We start from the raw sequence: 19,619 nt of genomic DNA on the forward strand, positions 1-19,619 counted from the left end.
CTTTTCCCCATATCATAACCAAAAGCGTATTAGCCAGAGCATATCCCTAACAACAAGCTGCAATAAAATAGACTTTTCGGGAAGTCTAGCACTAATTTCTTCAGTCCACCCCACAATTACCTAATTTTCGGGGAAAAAGTGCCTAAAATTTCCCCTCGATCGCTCTTATGTTCGGCACTTTTTCAGGGCAAAAAAATCTAAAAATCTTAGCCAACAATGTTTTTAGATTTATTCAGCCAACCCTAAGTTAAATTTTGAGTTGATCGATTAAATCGCGCATAATTTTGGCCGAATTATGTAACTGTTCCATTTCTCTGGGACTAAGAGCAAGATTCAGGGTTTTAATCACTCCTTTCTCGTTAACCACCGAGGGAATACTTAAACACACATCTTTGAGACCGTATTGACCATCGAGGAGAGTGCTAATAGTCAGAATTCTTTCTTGGGAACGTAAAATCGCTTTAACGATATCCGTGGTAGCTAAACCGATCGCATAGCTAGTATAACCCTTGCGTTTGATAATTTCATAGGCGGCGTTTTTAACCTGAAGAAAAATTTCTGTTAAGCTTTCTTGGTCGGTTGCGCTTAAATCCTGCCAATCTCCTTCGAGTAACCTTGCTCCTCCGATATTGGCCGAACTCCAGACAGCAAGCTCACTATCCCCGTGTTCACCGATAATATAAGCGTGGACGTTACGCGCATCTACATGGAGTTGGGTGGATAAAAGAGAGCGTAAACGGGCAGAATCTAGCACCGTACCCGAACCAATCACCCTAGAAGGCGGAAAATGGGTTATTTTCAAGGTAACATAGGTCATGATATCGACGGGATTACTCACCACCAAAATTAAAGCACTGGGGCAGTAAACAGCCACATCCGCAAGAATACGGCGAAAAATCGCCACATTTCGTTCAAGGAGATGTAATCTGGTTTCTCCCTCTTTTTGGGCGGCCCCGGCAGTAATAATCACCACATCGGCATTTTGTCCCACATCGGCCACGGTTCCCATTTTCAAGTCTGTGGGTTCAATAAAAGGCATTCCGTGCCTTAAATCCATCACTTCCCCTTCGACTTTATCCGTGGCGATATCTTGCAGAATTAATTCATCAAAACAGTCTTGAATTAACATCGAGTAAGCGCAGGCCATCCCCACCTGACCAACACCGATAATTACCCCCTTGCGAGGACGCAGAGGAGCGGGTTTTTCAGCGTAGGGATTGGGAGTAAATATTTTATCTAGCATAGATTTTTGCAGTTATTGCCTCGGTAAGCTCATTTTAAGGGGAAAAGGTTAATATCAGGTAAAAGGAGACTATCAAGAGATTTTGAGGCCATTATCGGCAATTTTTTTCTGGTAAGTAGCTGGTTATAATTAAATTAAAAATGGATTTTAGGTTCGATCCCCCCTGCCCCCCTTGATAAGGGTGGTGCCGATAGGCGGGGGGATCCCCCCTGCCCCCCTTGATAAGGGGGGTGTCTGACAACTTTTAACGCCTACCTACTTAATTGGTCGGACAAATTTCTTGTCTTTATTCCCTGACCTCTAGTTTAAGAGAATTGAGGGCCGCTGACAGCTTCAGGCTATATCCTAAAATTAGGGATAAAGTGACAGTAGGAGGCGAACCGATGATCTATCACATCACTACAGAAAGAGGTTGGCAAATAGCTCGTGAAATGGGGGAATATCGGGCGTATTCCCTAAAAAATGAGGGATTTATCCATTGCTCCACCTTAGAACAAATTCCGAAAGTTGTGGCCGCTTTTTATCAAAATCAGCCAGATTTGCTGGTTTTAGCCATTTCTCCTGAACAATTGCAGTCCCCGGTCAAATGGGAGCAGCCCCAACATCCTAACCCAGAAAATGCCACTCTAGAGCTAGAAAGAGAGACCTTTCCCCATATTTATGGTGCTATCAACCTAGAATCGGTAGTTTTTGTTAAACCCCTAGAGGATTTGCTCGATTCCTAGAACTAAATCATCTAACTCTTGGTAATCGGGGAGAGTAGTATCGATGCTCAACCCGCGCCGAATCACGAGACGATCCCACTGTGGTCGCGATAATAGCTCGCTAAAGTAGCGAGCCTTAAAAATTAACAAATTTGCCTCTAGACCCGTCTTAATGCGCCCTAAATGGGGCAATCCGAGCAGATTTGCTGGGGTGAGGGTGACACTATTTACCCAGTCAGCGTAGGGTGTGTCGAGATGGGCAATCCGCACCGCTTGGGTAAAGACTTCTAAACCATCGTGATCCCCAAAACCATAAAAGGGATCGCGACAGTTATCACTGGCAAAAGCCACCGGAATTCCCGCTTTTTTCATCTCTTTTATCTTAGTTGTTCCGCGCCAAAAAGGGGTTTTTTCCTCTTGACGATCCTGTAGGTAGAGATTGCACATCGGCAAGCTAACGATAGCAATGCCCGCATTTTTGACTAAATTTAGAGTTTCTTGGATTATTTCAGGGGATTGTACCGCTAAACTGCAACAGTGACCACAGATGATTTGTCCAGAAAATTGCTCTTTGATAGCAGTACGCGCGATCGCTGCTAAACAGGTAGAATCGGAATCGCCGTTTTCATCCAGATGAAAATCGAGATTTAAACCCCTTTCTTGGGCTAATTTGAAGGTAATATCAATTTGTGCCTGTAAATCGGGATTTGTGTAGGCTACTCCCCCTAATATGCCCCCAAATTCGGCTATTTTATCGGCTAAGGCCGCTCCCTCGGAGGTTTGATAGTAGTCAAGGGAAACTAGAGAAACCGCTTGCAGGGTGATTTTACCGGCCCATTGTCGTTGCAATTCTCCCAAAGCAGTTAAGCTAATCTGTGCCTGTTGACCAAAAGAGTCGATATGGGTGCGAATAGCGGCGGTTCCGTGGGCATAACTGCATTTAACGCCGAATTCCATGCGACGATACACATCCTCTAAGCGCCACTCCCGTCGGGAATCCTCTAGGGCCATTTTTAAGGCACTGTCAAAAGTGCCATCATGGTTAGGACAACGATGCCAACTATGACCTTTATCGAGATGGGTGTGCATATCGATAAAACAAGGAAAAACAATCTTTTTTTTGAGGTCAATAACGGGAATATTATCTTCGGGGGGGATGGTTGAGGTGATGCGATTAATGTTACCGTCATTAATTTCCAGATTAACTAAGGTTAATCCCTCGGCGGTTTGGGGAGAAAAACCCTCATTTTCTAGGAGGGAAACGGGAATATGGGCATTTTTGAGCCAGTAGCGCTCGCTTGATGGAATCATAAGACCTCTGGTAAAAATCAAAAATTGTTGTTAGGGTTAGGAGTCGGTCGTCGGTCGTCAGGAGAATTAAGAATGAATAATAATCAATTAAGGGGTATTAAGTAAGGCGTGTTAAATGGCATTAACAGTGCTATCTTTTCCCTGATTAATGTTTACTGATAAACCGGTAGGCGTGGCTTTAATTCCCAGCCATAAACTGCTAAAAATTCCTTTAATTTATCGGGGTGTAAATGGAGGTAATCGGGATTAACTTCATCGATAAGGCCAATACCGCCTAAATCCCGCGCTCCTGCAGCTAAACAATCCAAGAGAAAAAGAGGATCGGGTACTAAATTCGGGGGAATTTGAATGACAATATCTGGGGGCAAAATTTCCCTAGCTTGTCTAACCAGATCGGGTAATTTTTGCAGATCAAAAGGGTTATTTTGCCACTGTTCTCTTTTACCCGGATTGTAGGGTTGTAGGATCACTTCTTGAATATGTCCCCAACGTTGATGAATAGTGGCAATAGTTTCTAAGGTCACTAAGCGATCGCATTCTGTTTCACCAATTCCTAATAATAACCCCGTGGTAAAAGGAATTGCTAATTCTCCCGCCCATTGTAACTGTTCTAAGCGCAGGGATGGCACTTTACTAGGGGCATGACGATGGACAGTATTTAATAAAGTCACTGTCATTTGTTCTAACATTATACCCATAGATAGATTGACATTTTTCAGTTTTTCCATCTCAGCAAAAGTTAAAATCCCCGCATTGGTATGGGGATAAAAACCCATATTTAAAGCCAATTCTCCCAAATTATAAATATGCCGAAACCATAACTCTCGATTGGCTGCTAAAGGATGAACTTCGCCGCTAAGAATTAAAATTTCCGTAATTTCCGAACCCTGCAAAGCAGTTAAAATCTCTTTGGCTTTTTCCAAACTTAACCAGCCATCAGTGCCTAAATCCCTGCGAAAATTACAATAACTGCAACGATTGAAACACTCGTAGGTAGGTACAAGGGTATGAGAGGGACTATAGGTGACAATTCTTGACATTTTTTTCGGGATTGCAGTTCATTACGAGCATTCAAGGGCGAGAAAATTTGCTATCGTGGGGAGAATTGCTGTTTTATTCACCTAAAAACGCTCTCCCTTTTCGTTTCCTCCTATGATTTTCGATCCTGCCAGTCTTCCCTCCCATCGTCAAACGATTCGCCCGATTAGCGCCACAGCCCTGCACGGAATTGTATTTCAAGATGACAAATTAATCGCTATCGACGCAAAAAACGGCTATTTATACCAAATTGCCCTCGATACTGGTCATACAAGCGTACTTAATTCCCATCGCTGGCAGGAATTCGTCGGGACGACGGGATTGGCAATCGATGATCAAAATCACCTCTGGTTTACCACTCGCGAAAATCTCTACTGCTGCACTCTCGAAGATTTTACCCCGAAATTTTTCACCCGTCTTCCCTACACCGCTAACGGAGTCGCCGTAACTGGTAACACAATTTATGTCACTTGTCAACGTTCTGGACAAATCTTTATATTTGATCGCCAATCGGGACAGGAAATTACTCGTTTGTACGCGCCGGGTATCGGCATCGAAAATATCACCATTCGCGGGGAAGAACTTTGGCTAACGGATACCCTAGAACAAACGGTTTACTGTCTTGATCGCGCCACGGGAGAACAGCTTTTTAGCATGATAACTCCTTTTGAATCGCCGACGGGATTAGCATTTTATCGCGATGCTAACAGTGGCAAGGATATATTATATGTGGCCTATGCTTTCCAAGAACCCTGTATCCGCGATAATCCCAATTCTGAACAAGTTCACGAACTTAGTTATCGTCCGCGTACTTTTGTCCATCCTCTATATTTTCACTACGATCCCGCTAAAAAATACACCCTTTCTAACGGTTATCTGATTGAATTATCCTACGTCGAGGAATTAGAACCCCTCTATAATATCGAACTCAAAAATGTGGAATGGCGCATCGCTTTACCCTTAGAAACACCGCGGCAAAAAATTCGCAGCGTCGAAGCGGTGGGATTGCCTTTTATTGAAGAAATTCAGGACGGGCAGCGGGTAGCAGTATTTAAGTTCGAGCAAATAACCGGCAAACAACGTCATATTTTTGGTTGGAAAGTCGTATTAGAAGTATGGGGTATTAAATACCAAATTACCCCCCAAGATTGCGAAGATTTACCCACCTTACCCGCCGATTTTCCCGATCGCTATTTGATCGATAATGATGATTTGGCCATGAGTACAGAAATTATCCTCAATGCTGCCGAAGAAGCGACCGGTCGGGAAACCAATCTGCTCCGAAAAGTTTATAGTATTCGTAATTACGTCTATGATCAGCTTTCCTACGGTATCAAACCCAACATCGACACCCCTGATATTGCCCTGCGGCGCGGAGTCGGTTCCTGTGGGGAATATGTCGGTTTATTATTGGCTTTGTGTCGTCTCAATGGTATTGCTTGTCGCACGGTAGGACGTTATAAATGCCCACCCCATCCCCTCGAACGTAATTTACCCCTCGAACCAGATTACAATCACGTCTGGATGGAATTTTATCTTCCCTCTATCGGTTGGGTTCCCATGGAGTCCAATCCCGATGATATTTTTGAAGGCGGTCCCTATCCCAATCGTTTCTTTATGGGTTTAGCTTGGTATCACACGGAAATTGCCAAAGATATCCCCTTTGAACGAATGCTCAGTGAAGGACAACCGGTGTTAAAAACCCAAGTTCCCATCGGCGATTTAGCGATTAATCACGTTCAATTCATCATTCTTGAGGAATTAGCCCCAAAAGACTAGAATTCTGACCCATCATCTAGGATGCCCATTTCTCTGTCTCTTTCTTCTTTGAGTTCTTTGACCATTTGTAAACCCGCACCCACACAGAAGCCCAGGGCTGCCCCAGCACCGGCAAAATAACGTCCATAGATGATTTGATAGTGATGGGGATTTCTATAGTTGACTTGGCTGGGATTGCGTTCAATGCGGCTAATGCCATAACCGATACCAGCACCAACTAAAGCCGTTACTAGGCCTGAAAATAGAACTAGACGAAGGTTCATGATCTTATCTCCCGATAGACTCTGACTTTAGATTATCGCTGAAAATTAGTTAATGGCAAGCTATCGCAATAATTTGTTAAGTAGTCGTGTCAAATCAATTTCCCTTGAGATGTGTAATTAATTTTGCTTAGGTACTTATTAAGTAAATAAACTGGCATCAACCCGAAAATATGCTCCCAAAGACCTGGCTTCTGACTGATTGATGCTTCGTTGTCCATTAATTATTTGCTCCACCGCATCAGGGGAACCTAAAATAGTAATTAGCTCTGGATATTCTATCTCGTTAGCTTCTATCAGATGCTGTAAGGTTGCTAAAGGATTTCTGTCAGGAATTGGATAATTATCCGCCTCGAACCTTTCGATCAAACTAATCAATAACTCCAGTAAAGCCTCCTCCTCTAAACTAAGTTCCGAGCGATGTTCCAACTCTTGAGCAATTGCGATCACTCGCTCGTTTTCCACCTCTGTGGTGATTGCTTTTAGTTGATAGTGAGCGAGTAATTCTCCATAGGTTTTAGAATTAAAAGTAAGCATCATATTTCCAATTTCCTTTATCGTACTCGGCGTGGGTAAGAATATATTTAATATAGATAGTCTGTCGGTTATAAACTAGATCTACAATTAGACGATAGTGATTTCCTTTAATGTTAAAAACAGTGAAATTACCAACAGATTCAGCACTTTTATAAGTGGCTTGCACATCGATGAGATTTTGCCATGCCGCTCTACTAGCAACTCTATACCAATCATAGAGAGACTCGCAGGAATTAGCGTTGGTCATACAGAAATCGCGAAGTATTCGACGGCTAATTACCCGCATAATACAAATATACCTATGACAGTTTCTGTCAACAGCAATTATACCTCAATATCTAGACTAACTCAAGCCGGCGGGCCGATTTGCTCACACTTTACATCGCGTAAAATGGTAGCACTTCCCACCAATGGGGACGTTTTCCCGCTTACCAGCTAAATCGAGAATATCAGGGGCATTTATGCCTAAAGGGAGAGAAAATGTATTAGGCTAAAAACTAAACTATTTTGGCAAGATTTCTTTGAAGACCTCCTCAGCCTATTTATTGGTTTTCCACGGTAGTCGCGATCCGCGTCCAGCCATGGCGGTGACGCAATTAGCAGCCTTAGTTCAAGAAAAAATCAGTCAACCCGCCGAAAGATTAGGGAGTAAATCGGAGTTTAGCCCATCTCTAGCGGTTCTAGAAGCAGATAATCGGGTATTAGTAGGGACTGCCGCCCTAGAATTAGCGATAACACCGCTCCATCAACAAATAGAAGCTTTTGCCCAACAAGCACAAAGCCAAGGATGTAACCGGTTGCAGATTATCCCCCTGTTTCTCCTGTCGGGGGTTCACGTTAAAGAAGATATTCCCGCGGCCGTGGCCAAAGTGCGATCGCCAATTAAGCTAGAGTTAAAGCCCCATTTAGGCAGTTATCAGGGCATACAATCGCTGTTATCCCGACAATTTGCCGATTTAAGCCCCCAAGATCGCATTTTACTGTCCCACGGTAGTCGTCGCTCCGGGGGTAATCGGGAAGTGGAGAATCTAGCGGCGTTTTTTGGAGCAATTACAGCTTATTGGTCGATAGAACCGAGTTTATCCCAACAAATCGAGAGTTTAATCGCTCAAGGTAGCCAAAAAATCGCTATACTGCCCTATTTCCTCTTTGCTGGTGGAATTACGGATGCGATCGAAGCCCAAGTTTTTGAACTATCACAAAAGCATCCAAATGTCAATATATTTTTAGGTAAATCTTTGGGAGCGACGGGGGAATTAGCCGAGATTATTGTTGAGGAAGGATGTGGATGAAACGGGCAGCGATCGCTCTGGGCAGTAATTTAGGAGATTCAGCGACAATTTTAGGGCAAGCTTTAGGGGAATTAGAGCGAGTCAAAGGAATTAAACTAGAAGCTCATTCCCAATGGTATCAAACCGAGGCCGTCGGGCTGCCTCAGCCGGATTATCTCAACGGTGGCGCCATTGTGCAAGTGGATTTATCGCCCTTAGATTTACTGCATAAATTATTAGAAATCGAGCAGTTATTCGGGAGAGTCCGACGGGAAAGATGGGGACCGCGTACCCTCGATTTAGACTTAATATTTTATGAGGACCTGATCTTAGAAACACCCGAATTACAGATACCCCATCCCCGCTGCCGAGAAAGGGCCTTTGTGCTGCTTCCCCTGGCAGAAATTGCCCCCGATTGGCGAGATCCCGTAACCGGAAAAACTATCCTTCAGCTATTGGGCCAATTGGGATTGGCGGAGTAGGATGTTAGGTGTTAGGGTTTTAGTGGAAAACTTCGCTAATTTCTTTTCACTGATTACTGAAAAGTCTTCCCCTGGCCCCAGATAACCTCATCTCAGTTACCGCCCCGAAACTCTACAATAAAGGCAGCAGCATCAATAAACAGTTAAAAAATCAACCGTGACCAAGACCCCATCCCTCGAGGAAACTCATTACAATCAGGCTAAGGCTAGTTTACAACAGGCCTTAACTTGGTATGCCAGTTTTCGCCGCCATTGGAATTATCCCCCCGATCCCCAACTTCAGGCCGCCGTTAAACAGGATTTGCAGTCCTTAAAATCGGCCTTGGATAAACTGGATGAAACGGTGATTCGGGTGGCAGCCTTCGGGTTAGTCAGTCGCGGTAAATCCTCGGTGGTAAACGCTTTAGTCGGTCAAAAAGTCCTGACAACTGGCCCCCTGCACGGGGTGACACGCTGGCCGCGATCAGTGCGTTGGATACCAGCCACGGGTAAAATTCAGATAGAATTAATCGATACCCCCGGATTGGATGAGATTGAAGGGGAAGCGCGGGCGAATATGGCCAGAGAAGTCGCTAAAAGTGCCGATTTGATTTTATTTATCGTCGCCGGGGATATTACCCGCACCGAATACGAGGCCTTAGAAGAATTGCGCCAGGCGAAAAAACCGATTATTTTGGTGTTTAATAAGATTGATCTCTATCCAGAAGCTGATCGCCGTCAGATTTTTCAGCAGTTACAGAGATTAGGAACCAATCGAGACGAAAAAACGTTAGAAGATTTGTTAACTAGCGATGAGATAGTTATGGTAGCCGCCGAACCGCAACCGATTCCCGTCCGGGTGGAATACCCCGATGGGAGCGTGGTGACTGAGTGGGAAACCCCTCCCCCCCAAATTGAGGAGCTGCAAGATAAACTCTTAACGATTTTAAATCGGGAAGGGCGATCGCTGCTGGCCTTAAATGCTTTAGTGCAAGGGCAAGAAGCGGAGGAAAATATCGCTAGAAAAACCCTGGAACTCCGGGACAGTCAAGCGGAGGAAATTATCTGGCAATACGCAAAATATAAGGCTTTAGCGATTGCGGCCAATCCGATCGCTATTTTAGACCTACTAGGGGCTTCAATCGTCGATTTGACTCTAGTTCGGGCTTTAGCTCGTTTGTACGGCCTGCCAATTACCAGTCACCAAGCTGGTCAACTCTGGCGGACTCTACTTTTGAGCAGTGGGGGGTTGCTGGTGGGGGAAATCCTCAGCACTGTGATTATCGGTTTGGGCAAAACGGCAGCGGCAGCGGCGAGTATTTTTGAAAATCCCACCTCTTTAACTCTCTACGGTAGCACCGCTCTCCTACAGGGAGCAATTGCTGCTTATGGAACCTATATCATCGGGAAAGCCGCTAAAATCTATCTAGAACGCGGTTGTAGTTGGGGGGCATCTGGACCGAGTACGGTGATTAATCAAATTCTCGCTCAAGTTCATCCGCAAACTATCTTATATCGTTTACGTCTAGAGCTAGAACAGTGATTTTAAGGTAAAAAGAAAAAAGGAAAAAAGGCGACAGTGATCAATTAAATATTTCCGACTGACTACTGATGACCGACTCCTAATTTTAGAAACTTAATTTTTGACAACGACCACTAGCTAGAAATGTTGAGAGAAAATCATGTCTGCTGCCCATAATTCTTATATTCCCCTTCCCGTTTCTCGCCCAAAAAGCCAAGGCAGTCAGCCTCGTCCCCAGTCAGCAGTAAATCAGACGACCCCAACATTAAAACCGACGACTAAATCGGTGGTGAGAGTTCCCGTGGCCCCAACACAAAAACAATTAGCCTCGCGTCAATTACGTTTCCTTTGCCTCCTAGAAAGAATAGTAGCTGTGATTACTTTTTGTCTGTTGGGTTCGACTCTGGGAATATATGCTTGGACGGTATATATTCCCAAGGTTTGGGACAAAGAATTTGGTAAACTGGAAACACTGCAACGTCACGAGCGCAATCTTTTGGCTACCAATGAAACCCTTAAACATCAACTAGCTGAACAAGCAGAAAAACCCGAAACCGGATTAACTCATCCCCAACCCTTCCAAACTATCTTTTTACAGCGTAAATCTGCTCCTAACCTGAAACAGTATCCCGCTTCTCAATCCCAATCTACCGTCAATTCTCAACCCAGAAGTGCCTATTAACAGTTATCAGTTATCAGTTATCAGTGGGTAAGTTAAAAGTTATCAGATGTGAGTTTTTAAGTGTGCAGTATTAAATAGAAGTTTCCTACTGTCTTTTTACTGATCACTGATTACTCTGTTTACTGATCACTGTTTACTGATCACTGATCACTGTTTACTGATAACTGAAAGATACTGCTCATGACTGACACAAAAAGACCCCAATTTAGAAGCAAAGAAACTCGATCGCCCTCGGGCAGGATTCGGGACAGAAAGTCCTATTTAAACGACAAAAAACGGCAACAACAGTCAAAAAAAATGCCTGTGAGTAACGGGCGATTGATGGCGGTGTGGTTGGTTTTAGTCATGGGTATTGTGGGTTTAGCTTGGCGCTTGTACCAATTGCAAATAGTACAAGCACAGGAATTACAAAAAAGAGCCAGACAACAGCAAACTACCAGTATTAGACCCTATATTCCCCGGCGGGCGATCGTCGATAGTAATGGTAATGTTTTAGCGACTGATCGCTTGATTTATACTCTTTATGTACACCCAAAACTGTTTGCTATTCCCCCGGCAGAAGTGGCTGATAAATTAGCTCCTTTATTAAATATTCCTACTAATCAACTGATTCAAAGATTTAAAGAAAAAGAAACAGGAATTCGTTTAGCCAATCAATTAACCGAATCCGTGGCTAGGGGCTTAAAACAATTATCTCTTGATGGTGTAGAATTAGAGGAAAAATACGCTCGTTATTATCCCCAAGACGATGTGGCAGCCGACGTGATTGGCTATGTAGATAAAGAACATCGTGGCCAGGCAGGATTAGAGAGAGGTTCCAGTCAGTTATTAGAAAGAGATCCTTTTTCTGTCAATACAAGACGCATGGGAGACGGGCGAATTTTACCGGCTTTTGTTCCCGATGGTATCTTTCAATTTGATGAATTACAGTTAGAAGTAACCCTCGATTTAAAACTACAAAGAGCAGCCCGGACGGCCTTGCGGGAACAGCTAAAGAAATTTAATGCTAAACGGGGGGCTGTCATCGTTATGGACTCCCTTGATGGTTCTCTTTTAGCCCTAGTTTGTGAGCCAACTTTTAACCCCAATGAATACTATAAAGCCAATGTGGCTCTATTTAAAAATTGGACCGTAGCCGATCAGTACGAACCGGGGTCAACTTTTAAACCAATTATTATCGCCCTGGCCATGGAAGCGGGGGCAATTAAAGCTAATACGGTAGTCAATGATCCGGGGGCAATTACTGTCGGTCCCTGGACGATTAAAAATGCCTCTAAACAGGGTAATGGGGCGCTAGATATGGCCCAAGTTCTGCAAACCTCTAGTAACGTGGCTATGGTACAAATTGCCCAAAAAATGAGGCGAGTTGATTTCTATAAAAGTTTATTAGGATTGAAAATAAATCAAAGGGTTGGTGTAGATTTACCCGGAGAAGTGGCAGGATATCTCAAACCCGAACCAGAATTTCTGGATAATGCCATTGAATCGGCCACCGCTTCCTTTGGTCAAGGTTTATCCCTAACGCCTTTAAAATTAGTACAATTGCACGGTGCGCTGGCCAATGGTGGCACCCTGGTGACTCCCCATGTGATCAAAGGATTAGCCGACGACCGCGGCCGTTTGCACTGGCGGCCCGATTATCCCAGCAAAAAAGTCTTTTCTCCCACCGTGGCCCGGCAAGTGGTGGAAATGATGGAAACCGTCGTTAGCAAGGGGACGGGGGTAGCAGCCCAAATCCCCGGTTATCGCATCGGAGGCAAAACGGGAACCGCACAAAAAGCTAGTCCGACGGGGGGTTATCTACCTAACGCCAAAATTACCAGTTTTGTGGCGATTTTACCGATCGAATCGCCCCGTTATGTGGTTTTGGTGGTGGTGGATGAACCCAAGGGTGCGAATACTTTTGGCTCCACTGTGGCCGCTCCCGTGGCAAAAACGGTGATGAATACGCTCATTTCCCTCAAAGGTATCCCCCCCACCTCCAAGGTCGCTCCGGCGGGTTCTGCGACCAATAAACCCCCGCGGCACGATTAATTTAAGTCTTGAGGAGAAAAGCCGCTAAATTTTCCGGTAACTCCCATTCTAAATAGGGTCTGCTGAAAAAGTTTTTCGTGGGTGTGGGGTGTGGGGTGTAGGGTTTTACCGATTTTGAGGTAGTCAGTTATCTAATTTTCAGGGAAAAAGTCCTGGAATTTTACCCCCGATCACTGTAAGGGTCGGCACTTTTTGAGGGAAAAAAAGTCTAAAAGCCTTATCTAACAAGGTTTTTAGATTTATTCAGCCAGCCCTAAATAGGGTTTAACTATTTTGGACGTTGCCGATTTCAGAGCCAATGGGAGAGTCGGTGGTCGGTCAAAGAGACACGCTCTCACGCGGTAAACAGCCTAAACTCTGGCCAGTATTGGAGCGGGTCTAGGGGTTCCAAGTTCCTAACTCCCGGGAGGAAGGACCACAAAGATAAGAGCACTCTAAATCCCTCAATACCCCGCAGAGCTGCGAACTGTAACTCGACTTTTTCAAGATAAGAGAATCGAGCCATTATTGGGAGAAGAAATAAAAACCGATTATATCATCATTGATATAATCGGGAGAGTCATGGATGACTTCAGAAGTGTTGAATGATAGCTTCATAAAGTAAAAAAGCGACTGTCATATCACATTCCAGTCACATCTATCTAACTTATAATTGCTATTGTCATGATGCTAAACTCCTTTGGGAGGATTGTCAAAACAATCTTAAGAAGTTTGAGAGGGTTAGGGATAGCTCTCCAGAAGATTTAGTGGGGGAATCAGTGGCCGGAAAGCTTCATACCCCTAATTCGGTTAAATTAAGTACCCAAGCAAAATTAATTACAGATCTAAGCCGTCTCCCGTCCTGACTAGGAAATTAATTTTGCACGACTACTTATTGTTTTTGTCGTAACTTTGAAGCGATTCCCAACAGTCCGAAACCTAGCAATCCTAATATCGCGGAAGGTTCGGGAATGGAAGCAGCGTCAAGGGTTATATTATCGAAATTTGTCTGGGCATTGGATCCGCTCAGGGAGGTCAGACGAATTTCTAACGCCTGCCCTGGAGTAACGCTGATACCACTGGTATAGCTAACGGTGACAGGTGCGAAAGTTCCGTCAGCGGGAGTAACACCACTGTTAGAGGCTAGAAGGTTACCTCCGGCGTAAAGTCCGATATTGTAGCCCGGAAAGTTAACACCAAGTCTGTTTCCGACAAACGCCCTCAAAGTATATACCGTGTTCGTTTGCAAAGTTCCGGAAAGTGTCTGGGAGATAGTTCCCCCGTTACTCCAGGCTATTTGATTTCCATCAGGAATAATCCCCGGTGATGAACCGTACCAAGAACCACCAGCATTGTGAGCTGCGACTGGATTAGCAAACCCCTGCGGCTGCGCCCCTGAGAACGTCCAGCCCCCGACGGAACCTGTACTAGAGATAATCCCCGATGGGGCAGTGATGACCGGGGTTTCAAAGCTGTTATTCGCTACGGTAAGAAGTGCAGCCTTAACTTGCCCCTGCGGAACAATCACCAAAAAGGAAGATGCGATCGCTATTTTGAATAATCCTAGCTTATTGCTGCCAGCAAAAGACATTAATTTCGCTAATATTTTTTGAGTCATAATGTTGACACTCCAAAGGAAAAATCGGAAATTACTCTCGGCTCATCATAGCAACACCTCAAACTTTTAGCAACACCAAACAGTAGGGTGAGAGCATCTCAAAAGCTATTGACAATTGGCCAATTTTGTGATCCGCTTGCTGTGTGGGCATTTCAGGTGATACCAGTCAATCAGAGTAGTCACGAAATCTTCATATTTGGTCAATTTTTGCTTAACAATTGAGATGGCCAATTCTCCTCAAATATGCCTGAATCGCTCTCTGGGTAAGCAACTCAGATAAAGTTCATTTTGTTAAGGACTGTTAAGATGCGCTTACCCTGCACCCAACAATGATTGATAAGAGTCAATTTTGACTTTCTGTCTAATCTGCCTTTCTTCCTTGTTGTGACTCGCTTATAAGTTTTTGGGGATGTCTATTGATTGACCATAGAAATACTTAAGAATACTAATAGATTGAACGTTTAGGCTCCACACCCATGAGATTATACTAGAAACAAGCCATAGCCTGTGAAGAATAATGTTCCAAGAACTCGAAGCCATATTTGATGGGACAGTGCTTGAACCTGATGTTCCCTTAGAGCTAACGGTGGGTACGAGGGTAGGAATTCTTGTGGAGAGCGCATTGCCCAATCAAGTCAAACCGCCTAAAACGTTTCTTAAAACTGCCCGGTTTCTAAAATTGTAGGGTGAAACTGATTAGTCGGAGAAAATTGACCAATATTTGTCTGGGGAGTTACCAACTAATGCTTACTTCTCTTAATCGCATTTTCTCGCCTATAGTATCTGGCGTTTTGCTTACCATAATCATCTCCAGTTGTCAAGGTGCAAATGTATTAACTTCGGCGAATAATTCCCAGACCAATCAATGGCAAAAAGTGACCGTAATCGAGGGTTTAGAGCATCCTTGGTCGATGGTTTGGCTACCTAACGGGGAAATCCTGATCACAGAGCGTCCAGGTCGTTTAAGGGTGGTTAGAGAGGGCAAATTGCATCCAAAAGCCATCGCTGGAGTCCCCGAAGTTTTTGCCGTCGGACAAGGAGGACTGCTGGATGTGGCAATTCATCCCCAATTTGCCCAAAATCGCTGGATTTATCTAACTTATGCCCACGGAGACCAGGAGGCTAATCGTACCCGCGTCGCTCGTGCGGTTTATGATGGTGCAAGTTTGCGAGATCTGCGGGTTATTTTTGAAGTTTCCCAGACAAAAACCGGCTCTCAACACTTCGGTTCGCGGTTATTATGGCTACCAGATGGCACTTTATTGGTAGCAATTGGGGACGGGGGTAATCCTCCCCTACAATTAGCGGGAGATTTAATTAGAAAACAGGCACAAAATCGGCAAAGTCATTTAGGTAAAATTATCCGCATCAATGACGATGGTTCTATACCGAAAGATAATCCTTTTGGGGGTTCTAAAATTTGGAGTTATGGTCATCGGAATATTCAAGGAATCAGCTTTGATCCGATGACTAAAAGAGTCTGGGCAACCGAACACGGAGCGAAAGGAGGGGATGAATTAAATTTAATTGAAAAAGGTAAAAATTACGGTTGGCCAGTGGTTTCTGCCAGTCAAGAGTACGGTACTAATACCCCAGTTTCCCGCGAAAAATCTCGACCAGATCTGATCGATCCGAAAACAATTTGGACACCTGCGATCGCTCCTTCGGGATTGGTCTTTTATACCGGTAATCGCTTTCCTAATTGGCAGGGAAATTTATTCGCCGGTGGCTTAGTTTCCAGAGATATTCGCCGTCTGTCAGTGGATAAATCGGGTGAAATTATCAATCAAGAAGCGATTCCCATCGGTCAGAGGGTGCGGGATGTGCGTCAAAGTCCTGACGGATTTTTATATCTGCTCACCGATGAAGGTAACGGCCAATTAATTCGCCTTGAACCGCCATCTAATTTGTAAAAGTTCACAGAAATTATTATGGAAACCTTGAAGATTTTTTAGCGACTTCTAGTATAGTTATGTGTGTACGGGAGTAAGCACTCGATTTATGAAGAAGATTTTACAGTTAGTGGGACTAGGTTGTATATTACCTATGTTCCTCGCCAGTGCGAGTTTAGCGGAAACAGTGGTGGAAAAAGTGGCTCGCACGGGATTTTTGACCGTAGGAACCCGTTTTGATGCGATTCCCTACTCCTACGTCAATGATAAGGGGGAATTGGTCGGCTATTCTATGGATGTGTTGGAACGAATTAGAAAACGATTGGAAACTCGTCTCGGTCGTCCCGTCACCCTGCAAATGATTGAAGCTAACCAACCCGGAGAGAAAATTAATCTCATTCGTAGCGGGGACATCGATATCGCTTGTAGTACGGCTTTTACTTGGGAAAGGGCGAAAGTTGTCGATTTTTCCATCAGTTACAGCATTTCTGGGATTAGGATTTTAGCCAAAAAAGGTAGCAATCTCTCCACTCCTCAATCCCTAATCGGTAAACGCATCGCCTTGGTTCCCACTTCTGCGGCCGTGGATGTGATTAAATTAGTACAACCGCAAGCGACAATTGTTACCACCTACAGCACCGTAGAAGAAGCCCTCGAAGCTTTAAAAACCGGTAAAATTGACGCCATAGCGGGGGATAGCATTTCTTTAGCGGGAACAATCCTCAGAGATAACCCTAAAATCTACGAAATCGTCCCCGAAGAAGCTCTAGCTAATTTTGGCATTGCTTGCATGGTTCCCGAAAATAACTCTACTTTTTTGGATGATGTCAACTATGCCATTGTTAAAATGATGCAGGATTACATCACCAATGATACGGCCACCGTTAGTCAAATCGATCGCTGGTTCGGTAGTCAAGGCCTGGTTCCCATCCCCCCAGAATTATTAAAGGGGTTTTTTGCCTTCAAAGTTATCGAACACGCCCAAATTAATCCCCAAGAAGCCAAATAGGAGCATAAATTCAGGTGAATATCAGCAATAAAACTGGTTTAGTCGGCTTTCTTCTCGCTTTATCTGCCTTCGGTCTGACTAGCACTGCTCAGGCCGCCTCAGACGAGGCTAATCCCATTGAAGCGCGTTTAAGTCGTCTATCTAGCGCTGTACGCGAACGGGTTAACCAACTGCCGGAAGGTACTGCCGATCCTAGTTTACAAGCTTTAGGCTGGGGAGATGGTGGCAATCGCGGTTGGGGGAATAGTCGTGTCGGTGGTTGGGTAGATGGTCGCGGTGGTAGTTTTGTTAATGCGCGGCCCTGGGGCAATGGTTGGTCTGACCGTGGTGGTTTCTTTAATTCCCGACCGCGCTGGGGTAATGGTGGCGGTTTCTTAAATCGTCGGTAAGTCGGTTTTACTGAGATATAAGAATATTTCGGTGAAAAAGCGCTGATAAAAAGCCTCATCTTCTTGAAATTGTACCTCATACTAAATCCGTTGAGTAACGCACAGAAAACGGGTTTCTCGGAGAAACCCGTTTTCTACTCATGCCTTGGCTTCGTTGATAGGGAGTTGAATTAATTCAAAGAAGATAGAGGGGAATGATTGAAAGAGTTGATAAAAAATCGTGTCAGTTTTCATGCTCTTATTTTATAGCACTACGCGCTAAGATTAGGACGTTTTGCTCACCCCTAACGCCCCTTAATAAAGGGGGGAATAAGGACCGACTTTAACCCCTAAAATAGCTCAATCTTAATCATTACTGATTAATTTAAGATGTTTCCTTGGCGAACCCTTCCAGTCTCTCCCTGATGGGCTTTTTTCCGGATTCATCAATAAAAAACGGAGAATACTTGACAAATTCGGGGGGGGGGTAGAATGAGGCTGCTTATTGCTGTTAAGCAATGATTTATGGGGTATAACGAGCGGTTTTTCCCCATTCTTAGCCATGAAATTAACTTGTCAATCAATCAAAAATGACTAATCAACTGCTAAAAGCCCTTTGCCTTCCTGGGGTGACTTGTGCCGTTTTCACTGCCATTCCCGCCCATGCCGCCATTTTTACCGCTACCTATACGGATACTGTTTCCTATGCTGATGTCGATAACGTTATTGTCGGTGATACTGCGGTTATCACCTATCAGCTTGACAATGGGGGAACTTCCCTGTTCAACCAAACATGGAACGCCAGTGACATTGTGACTGTCACCTTCAACTTTGGTAATGGGGCCCACGTTACCACCTTTAATCCTAATGGGGGTGATGGGTTGAGTGTTAGCACAGGAAGCTTTGTCACCAATGCCTCAGGACAGTTAACGGCTGTTCCTTCTAATTGGTATGATGCTACTAATCTCAATGTCGTCTCAACCAATTCTACACAAACACCCACCCAATGGTTCGTGAGTGGGTCCAATCCTGTTTACTATACTAATAATTTCGACTACTCTCTCGCTTTGACCAATGTATCAGGTAATATAGTTGCTGCTAACTGGACCATTCAACCTGCCCAGACACAGACAACCCCCGAACCAGGCACCCTTTTAGGTTTATTAGCGGTGGGTTCTCTGGGTTTATTGGCTCGCAAACGGCAATAAATGACCAATTCTAGTGTAAGAAAGGTTTAAACGCCTTCCTTTTTGGTTAGGGACAAAGGCACTCTCGCCTATTGAATTTTGGCACATAATGGATAAGTAGCTAGACACAATTAACTACACATATCTAATACTAAGTAGGGTCTGCTGAAAAAGTACGGGCGAAGCATTCGGATAGAAAATCTCCGGTTTCACCGATAGGTTATTGCCCGAATGCTTCGCCCCTACAGAACGCGGGCCGATGAAGACGCAAGGTTTTGAACGACGATTCTCTCAAAATCTTGCACCTGTTTCGGAAGAAAAGCCCCAAAACCCTTACTTTGCCTACATTTCACATTTATTCAGCAAGCCCTAATTACAAATACCAGGCAAATGCTTCCGGATCATACTGGCACTACTTTCATATAATATTCCGCTTTTCCAATTTTCTCTCAGCACCTCTGAACGTTCTACAACTTTGATAAGTTTGTCTAATTTCTTTTTTCATTTCCCAAGCTATTGCCAAGCAGGGATGTTCTTTCAAGATAACTTCTAGTTGTTGTTTTTGCTCGTCCTTTAAGTCCTCTGGCTCTTCTAGGTTCTGTGTGATAAGTTTAACTTACACAGGATCGATCAATCTTTGTGTCCTTTGTGTCTTTGTGGTTCCTTCCACTCGCTCGCCAGCAGGACTGTATCTTAGAATACATTTTACCCACCAAATCCAAAA

General features: G+C 44.3%; 18 protein-coding genes and 2 pseudogenes. 11 read left to right on the forward strand and 9 right to left on the reverse strand.

Translation table 11 applies throughout. From position 1 onward, the window contains the following. Nucleotides 1–247 precede the first annotated feature (247 nt). Entirely contained in the window at nt 248–1,243 is a 996-nt protein-coding gene (locus PN470_RS10120; protein ID WP_024969158.1) for an L-lactate dehydrogenase, read from the reverse strand. 383 nt (nt 1,244–1,626) lie between these two features. Here PN470_RS10120 and PN470_RS10125 point away from each other — a divergent pair, with 383 nt between their 5' ends. Continuing rightward, complete coding sequence (locus PN470_RS10125) at nt 1,627–1,968, forward strand: DUF952 domain-containing protein (RefSeq protein ID WP_123230407.1); 342 nt, start codon at nt 1,627–1,629, stop codon at nt 1,966–1,968. Here PN470_RS10125 and PN470_RS10130 read toward each other — a convergent pair. After that, entirely contained in the window at nt 1,945–3,258 is a 1,314-nt protein-coding gene (locus PN470_RS10130) for a cytosine deaminase (RefSeq protein ID WP_272104471.1), read from the reverse strand. The two genes, PN470_RS10125 and PN470_RS10130, sit on opposite strands and share 24 nt — an antisense overlap. 152 nt (nt 3,259–3,410) lie before the next feature. Beyond that, nucleotides 3,411–4,298: a 7,8-didemethyl-8-hydroxy-5-deazariboflavin synthase subunit CofG gene (gene cofG / locus PN470_RS10135; protein WP_272104473.1), complete on the reverse strand. Its 888-nt coding sequence runs from the start codon at nt 4,296–4,298 to the stop codon at nt 3,411–3,413. Between the two features lie 112 nt (nt 4,299–4,410). Between cofG and PN470_RS10140 the strand changes: the two genes are divergently transcribed. Beyond that, nucleotides 4,411–6,075 (forward strand): transglutaminase domain-containing protein, encoded by a 1,665-nt coding sequence (locus PN470_RS10140; protein ID WP_103112418.1) that lies wholly within the window; start codon nt 4,411–4,413, stop codon nt 6,073–6,075. On the opposite strand, the gene PN470_RS10145 is transcribed toward PN470_RS10140, so the two are convergent. From PN470_RS10145 to PN470_RS10155, 3 genes are all read right to left on the reverse strand, one after another. Continuing rightward, the gene (locus PN470_RS10145; RefSeq protein ID WP_103112419.1) at nt 6,072–6,338 is read right to left on the reverse strand and encodes a hypothetical protein; all 267 of its coding nucleotides are present in this window, start codon (nt 6,336–6,338) and stop codon (nt 6,072–6,074) included. The two genes, PN470_RS10140 and PN470_RS10145, sit on opposite strands and share 4 nt — an antisense overlap. 138 nt (nt 6,339–6,476) lie before the next feature. Then, the gene (locus tag PN470_RS10150) at nt 6,477–6,872 is read right to left on the reverse strand and encodes a helix-turn-helix domain-containing protein (RefSeq protein WP_193746297.1); all 396 of its coding nucleotides are present in this window, start codon (nt 6,870–6,872) and stop codon (nt 6,477–6,479) included. Beyond that, on the reverse strand, nt 6,859–7,158 hold the full coding sequence (locus PN470_RS10155) for a type II toxin-antitoxin system HigB family toxin (RefSeq protein WP_002773755.1): 300 nt from the start codon (nt 7,156–7,158) through the stop codon (nt 6,859–6,861). The genes PN470_RS10150 and PN470_RS10155 overlap by 14 nt, the downstream gene beginning before the upstream one ends. Before the next feature lie 295 nt (nt 7,159–7,453). Here PN470_RS10155 and PN470_RS10160 point away from each other — a divergent pair, with 295 nt between their 5' ends. The 5 genes from PN470_RS10160 (at nt 7,454) to PN470_RS10180 (ending at nt 12,842) form a co-directional block, all read left to right on the forward strand. After that, nucleotides 7,454–8,164 (forward strand): sirohydrochlorin chelatase, encoded by a 711-nt coding sequence (locus tag PN470_RS10160; RefSeq protein ID WP_271939602.1) that lies wholly within the window; start codon nt 7,454–7,456, stop codon nt 8,162–8,164. Further along, entirely contained in the window at nt 8,161–8,625 is a 465-nt protein-coding gene (gene folK, locus PN470_RS10165) for a 2-amino-4-hydroxy-6-hydroxymethyldihydropteridine diphosphokinase (RefSeq protein WP_271939604.1), read from the forward strand. The genes PN470_RS10160 and folK overlap by 4 nt, the downstream gene beginning before the upstream one ends. A 157-nt stretch (nt 8,626–8,782) precedes the next feature. Continuing rightward, entirely contained in the window at nt 8,783–10,147 is a 1,365-nt protein-coding gene (locus PN470_RS10170) for a GTP-binding protein (protein ID WP_103112422.1), read from the forward strand. Between the two features lie 139 nt (nt 10,148–10,286). Beyond that, a complete protein-coding gene (locus tag PN470_RS10175; protein WP_271939591.1) occupies nt 10,287–10,808 on the forward strand; it encodes a hypothetical protein in 522 nt (173 codons plus the stop codon). Nucleotides 10,809–10,988: 180 nt separating this feature from the next. Continuing rightward, nucleotides 10,989–12,842: a peptidoglycan D,D-transpeptidase FtsI family protein gene (locus PN470_RS10180; protein ID WP_271939592.1), complete on the forward strand. Its 1,854-nt coding sequence runs from the start codon at nt 10,989–10,991 to the stop codon at nt 12,840–12,842. Between the two features lie 871 nt (nt 12,843–13,713). Here PN470_RS10180 and PN470_RS10185 read toward each other — a convergent pair. Further along, a complete protein-coding gene (locus PN470_RS10185; RefSeq protein WP_271939595.1) occupies nt 13,714–14,439 on the reverse strand; it encodes a PEP-CTERM sorting domain-containing protein in 726 nt (241 codons plus the stop codon). Between the two features lie 743 nt (nt 14,440–15,182). Between PN470_RS10185 and PN470_RS10190 the strand changes: the two genes are divergently transcribed. From PN470_RS10190 to grrA, 3 genes are all read left to right on the forward strand, one after another. Then, nucleotides 15,183–16,352 (forward strand): PQQ-dependent sugar dehydrogenase, encoded by a 1,170-nt coding sequence (locus PN470_RS10190; protein ID WP_272104476.1) that lies wholly within the window; start codon nt 15,183–15,185, stop codon nt 16,350–16,352. An 88-nt stretch (nt 16,353–16,440) separates the two neighbouring features. Next, on the forward strand, nt 16,441–17,340 hold the full coding sequence (grrP, locus tag PN470_RS10195) for an extracellular substrate binding-like orphan protein GrrP (protein ID WP_272015342.1): 900 nt from the start codon (nt 16,441–16,443) through the stop codon (nt 17,338–17,340). Nucleotides 17,341–17,354: 14 nt separating this feature from the next. After that, complete coding sequence (grrA, locus tag PN470_RS10200) at nt 17,355–17,729, forward strand: GrrA/OscA1 family cyclophane-containing rSAM-modified RiPP (protein WP_002736677.1); 375 nt, start codon at nt 17,355–17,357, stop codon at nt 17,727–17,729. Here the strand turns inward: grrA and PN470_RS10205 are convergent. Next, nucleotides 17,727–17,963 (reverse strand): annotated as a pseudogene (locus PN470_RS10205) (DUF2887 domain-containing protein); the annotation flags it as partial. The gene grrA and the pseudogene PN470_RS10205 overlap by 3 nt on opposite strands. A gap of 335 nt (nt 17,964–18,298) precedes the next feature. On the opposite strand from PN470_RS10205, the gene PN470_RS10210 reads away from it, so the two are divergent. After that, nucleotides 18,299–18,916, forward strand: coding sequence for a PEP-CTERM sorting domain-containing protein (locus tag PN470_RS10210; protein ID WP_272104478.1), 618 nt, complete (start codon nt 18,299–18,301; stop codon nt 18,914–18,916). A gap of 351 nt (nt 18,917–19,267) precedes the next feature. Here PN470_RS10210 and PN470_RS10215 read toward each other — a convergent pair. After that, nucleotides 19,268–19,478: pseudogene (locus tag PN470_RS10215) on the reverse strand (ISL3 family transposase); the annotation flags it as partial. Between the last annotated feature and the right edge of the window lie 141 nt (nt 19,479–19,619).

The sequence above is a fragment of the Microcystis sp. CS-574 genome (assembly GCF_028329095.1).
GTDB classification, from domain to species: Bacteria; Cyanobacteriota; Cyanobacteriia; order Cyanobacteriales; family Microcystaceae; genus Microcystis; species Microcystis ichthyoblabe_A.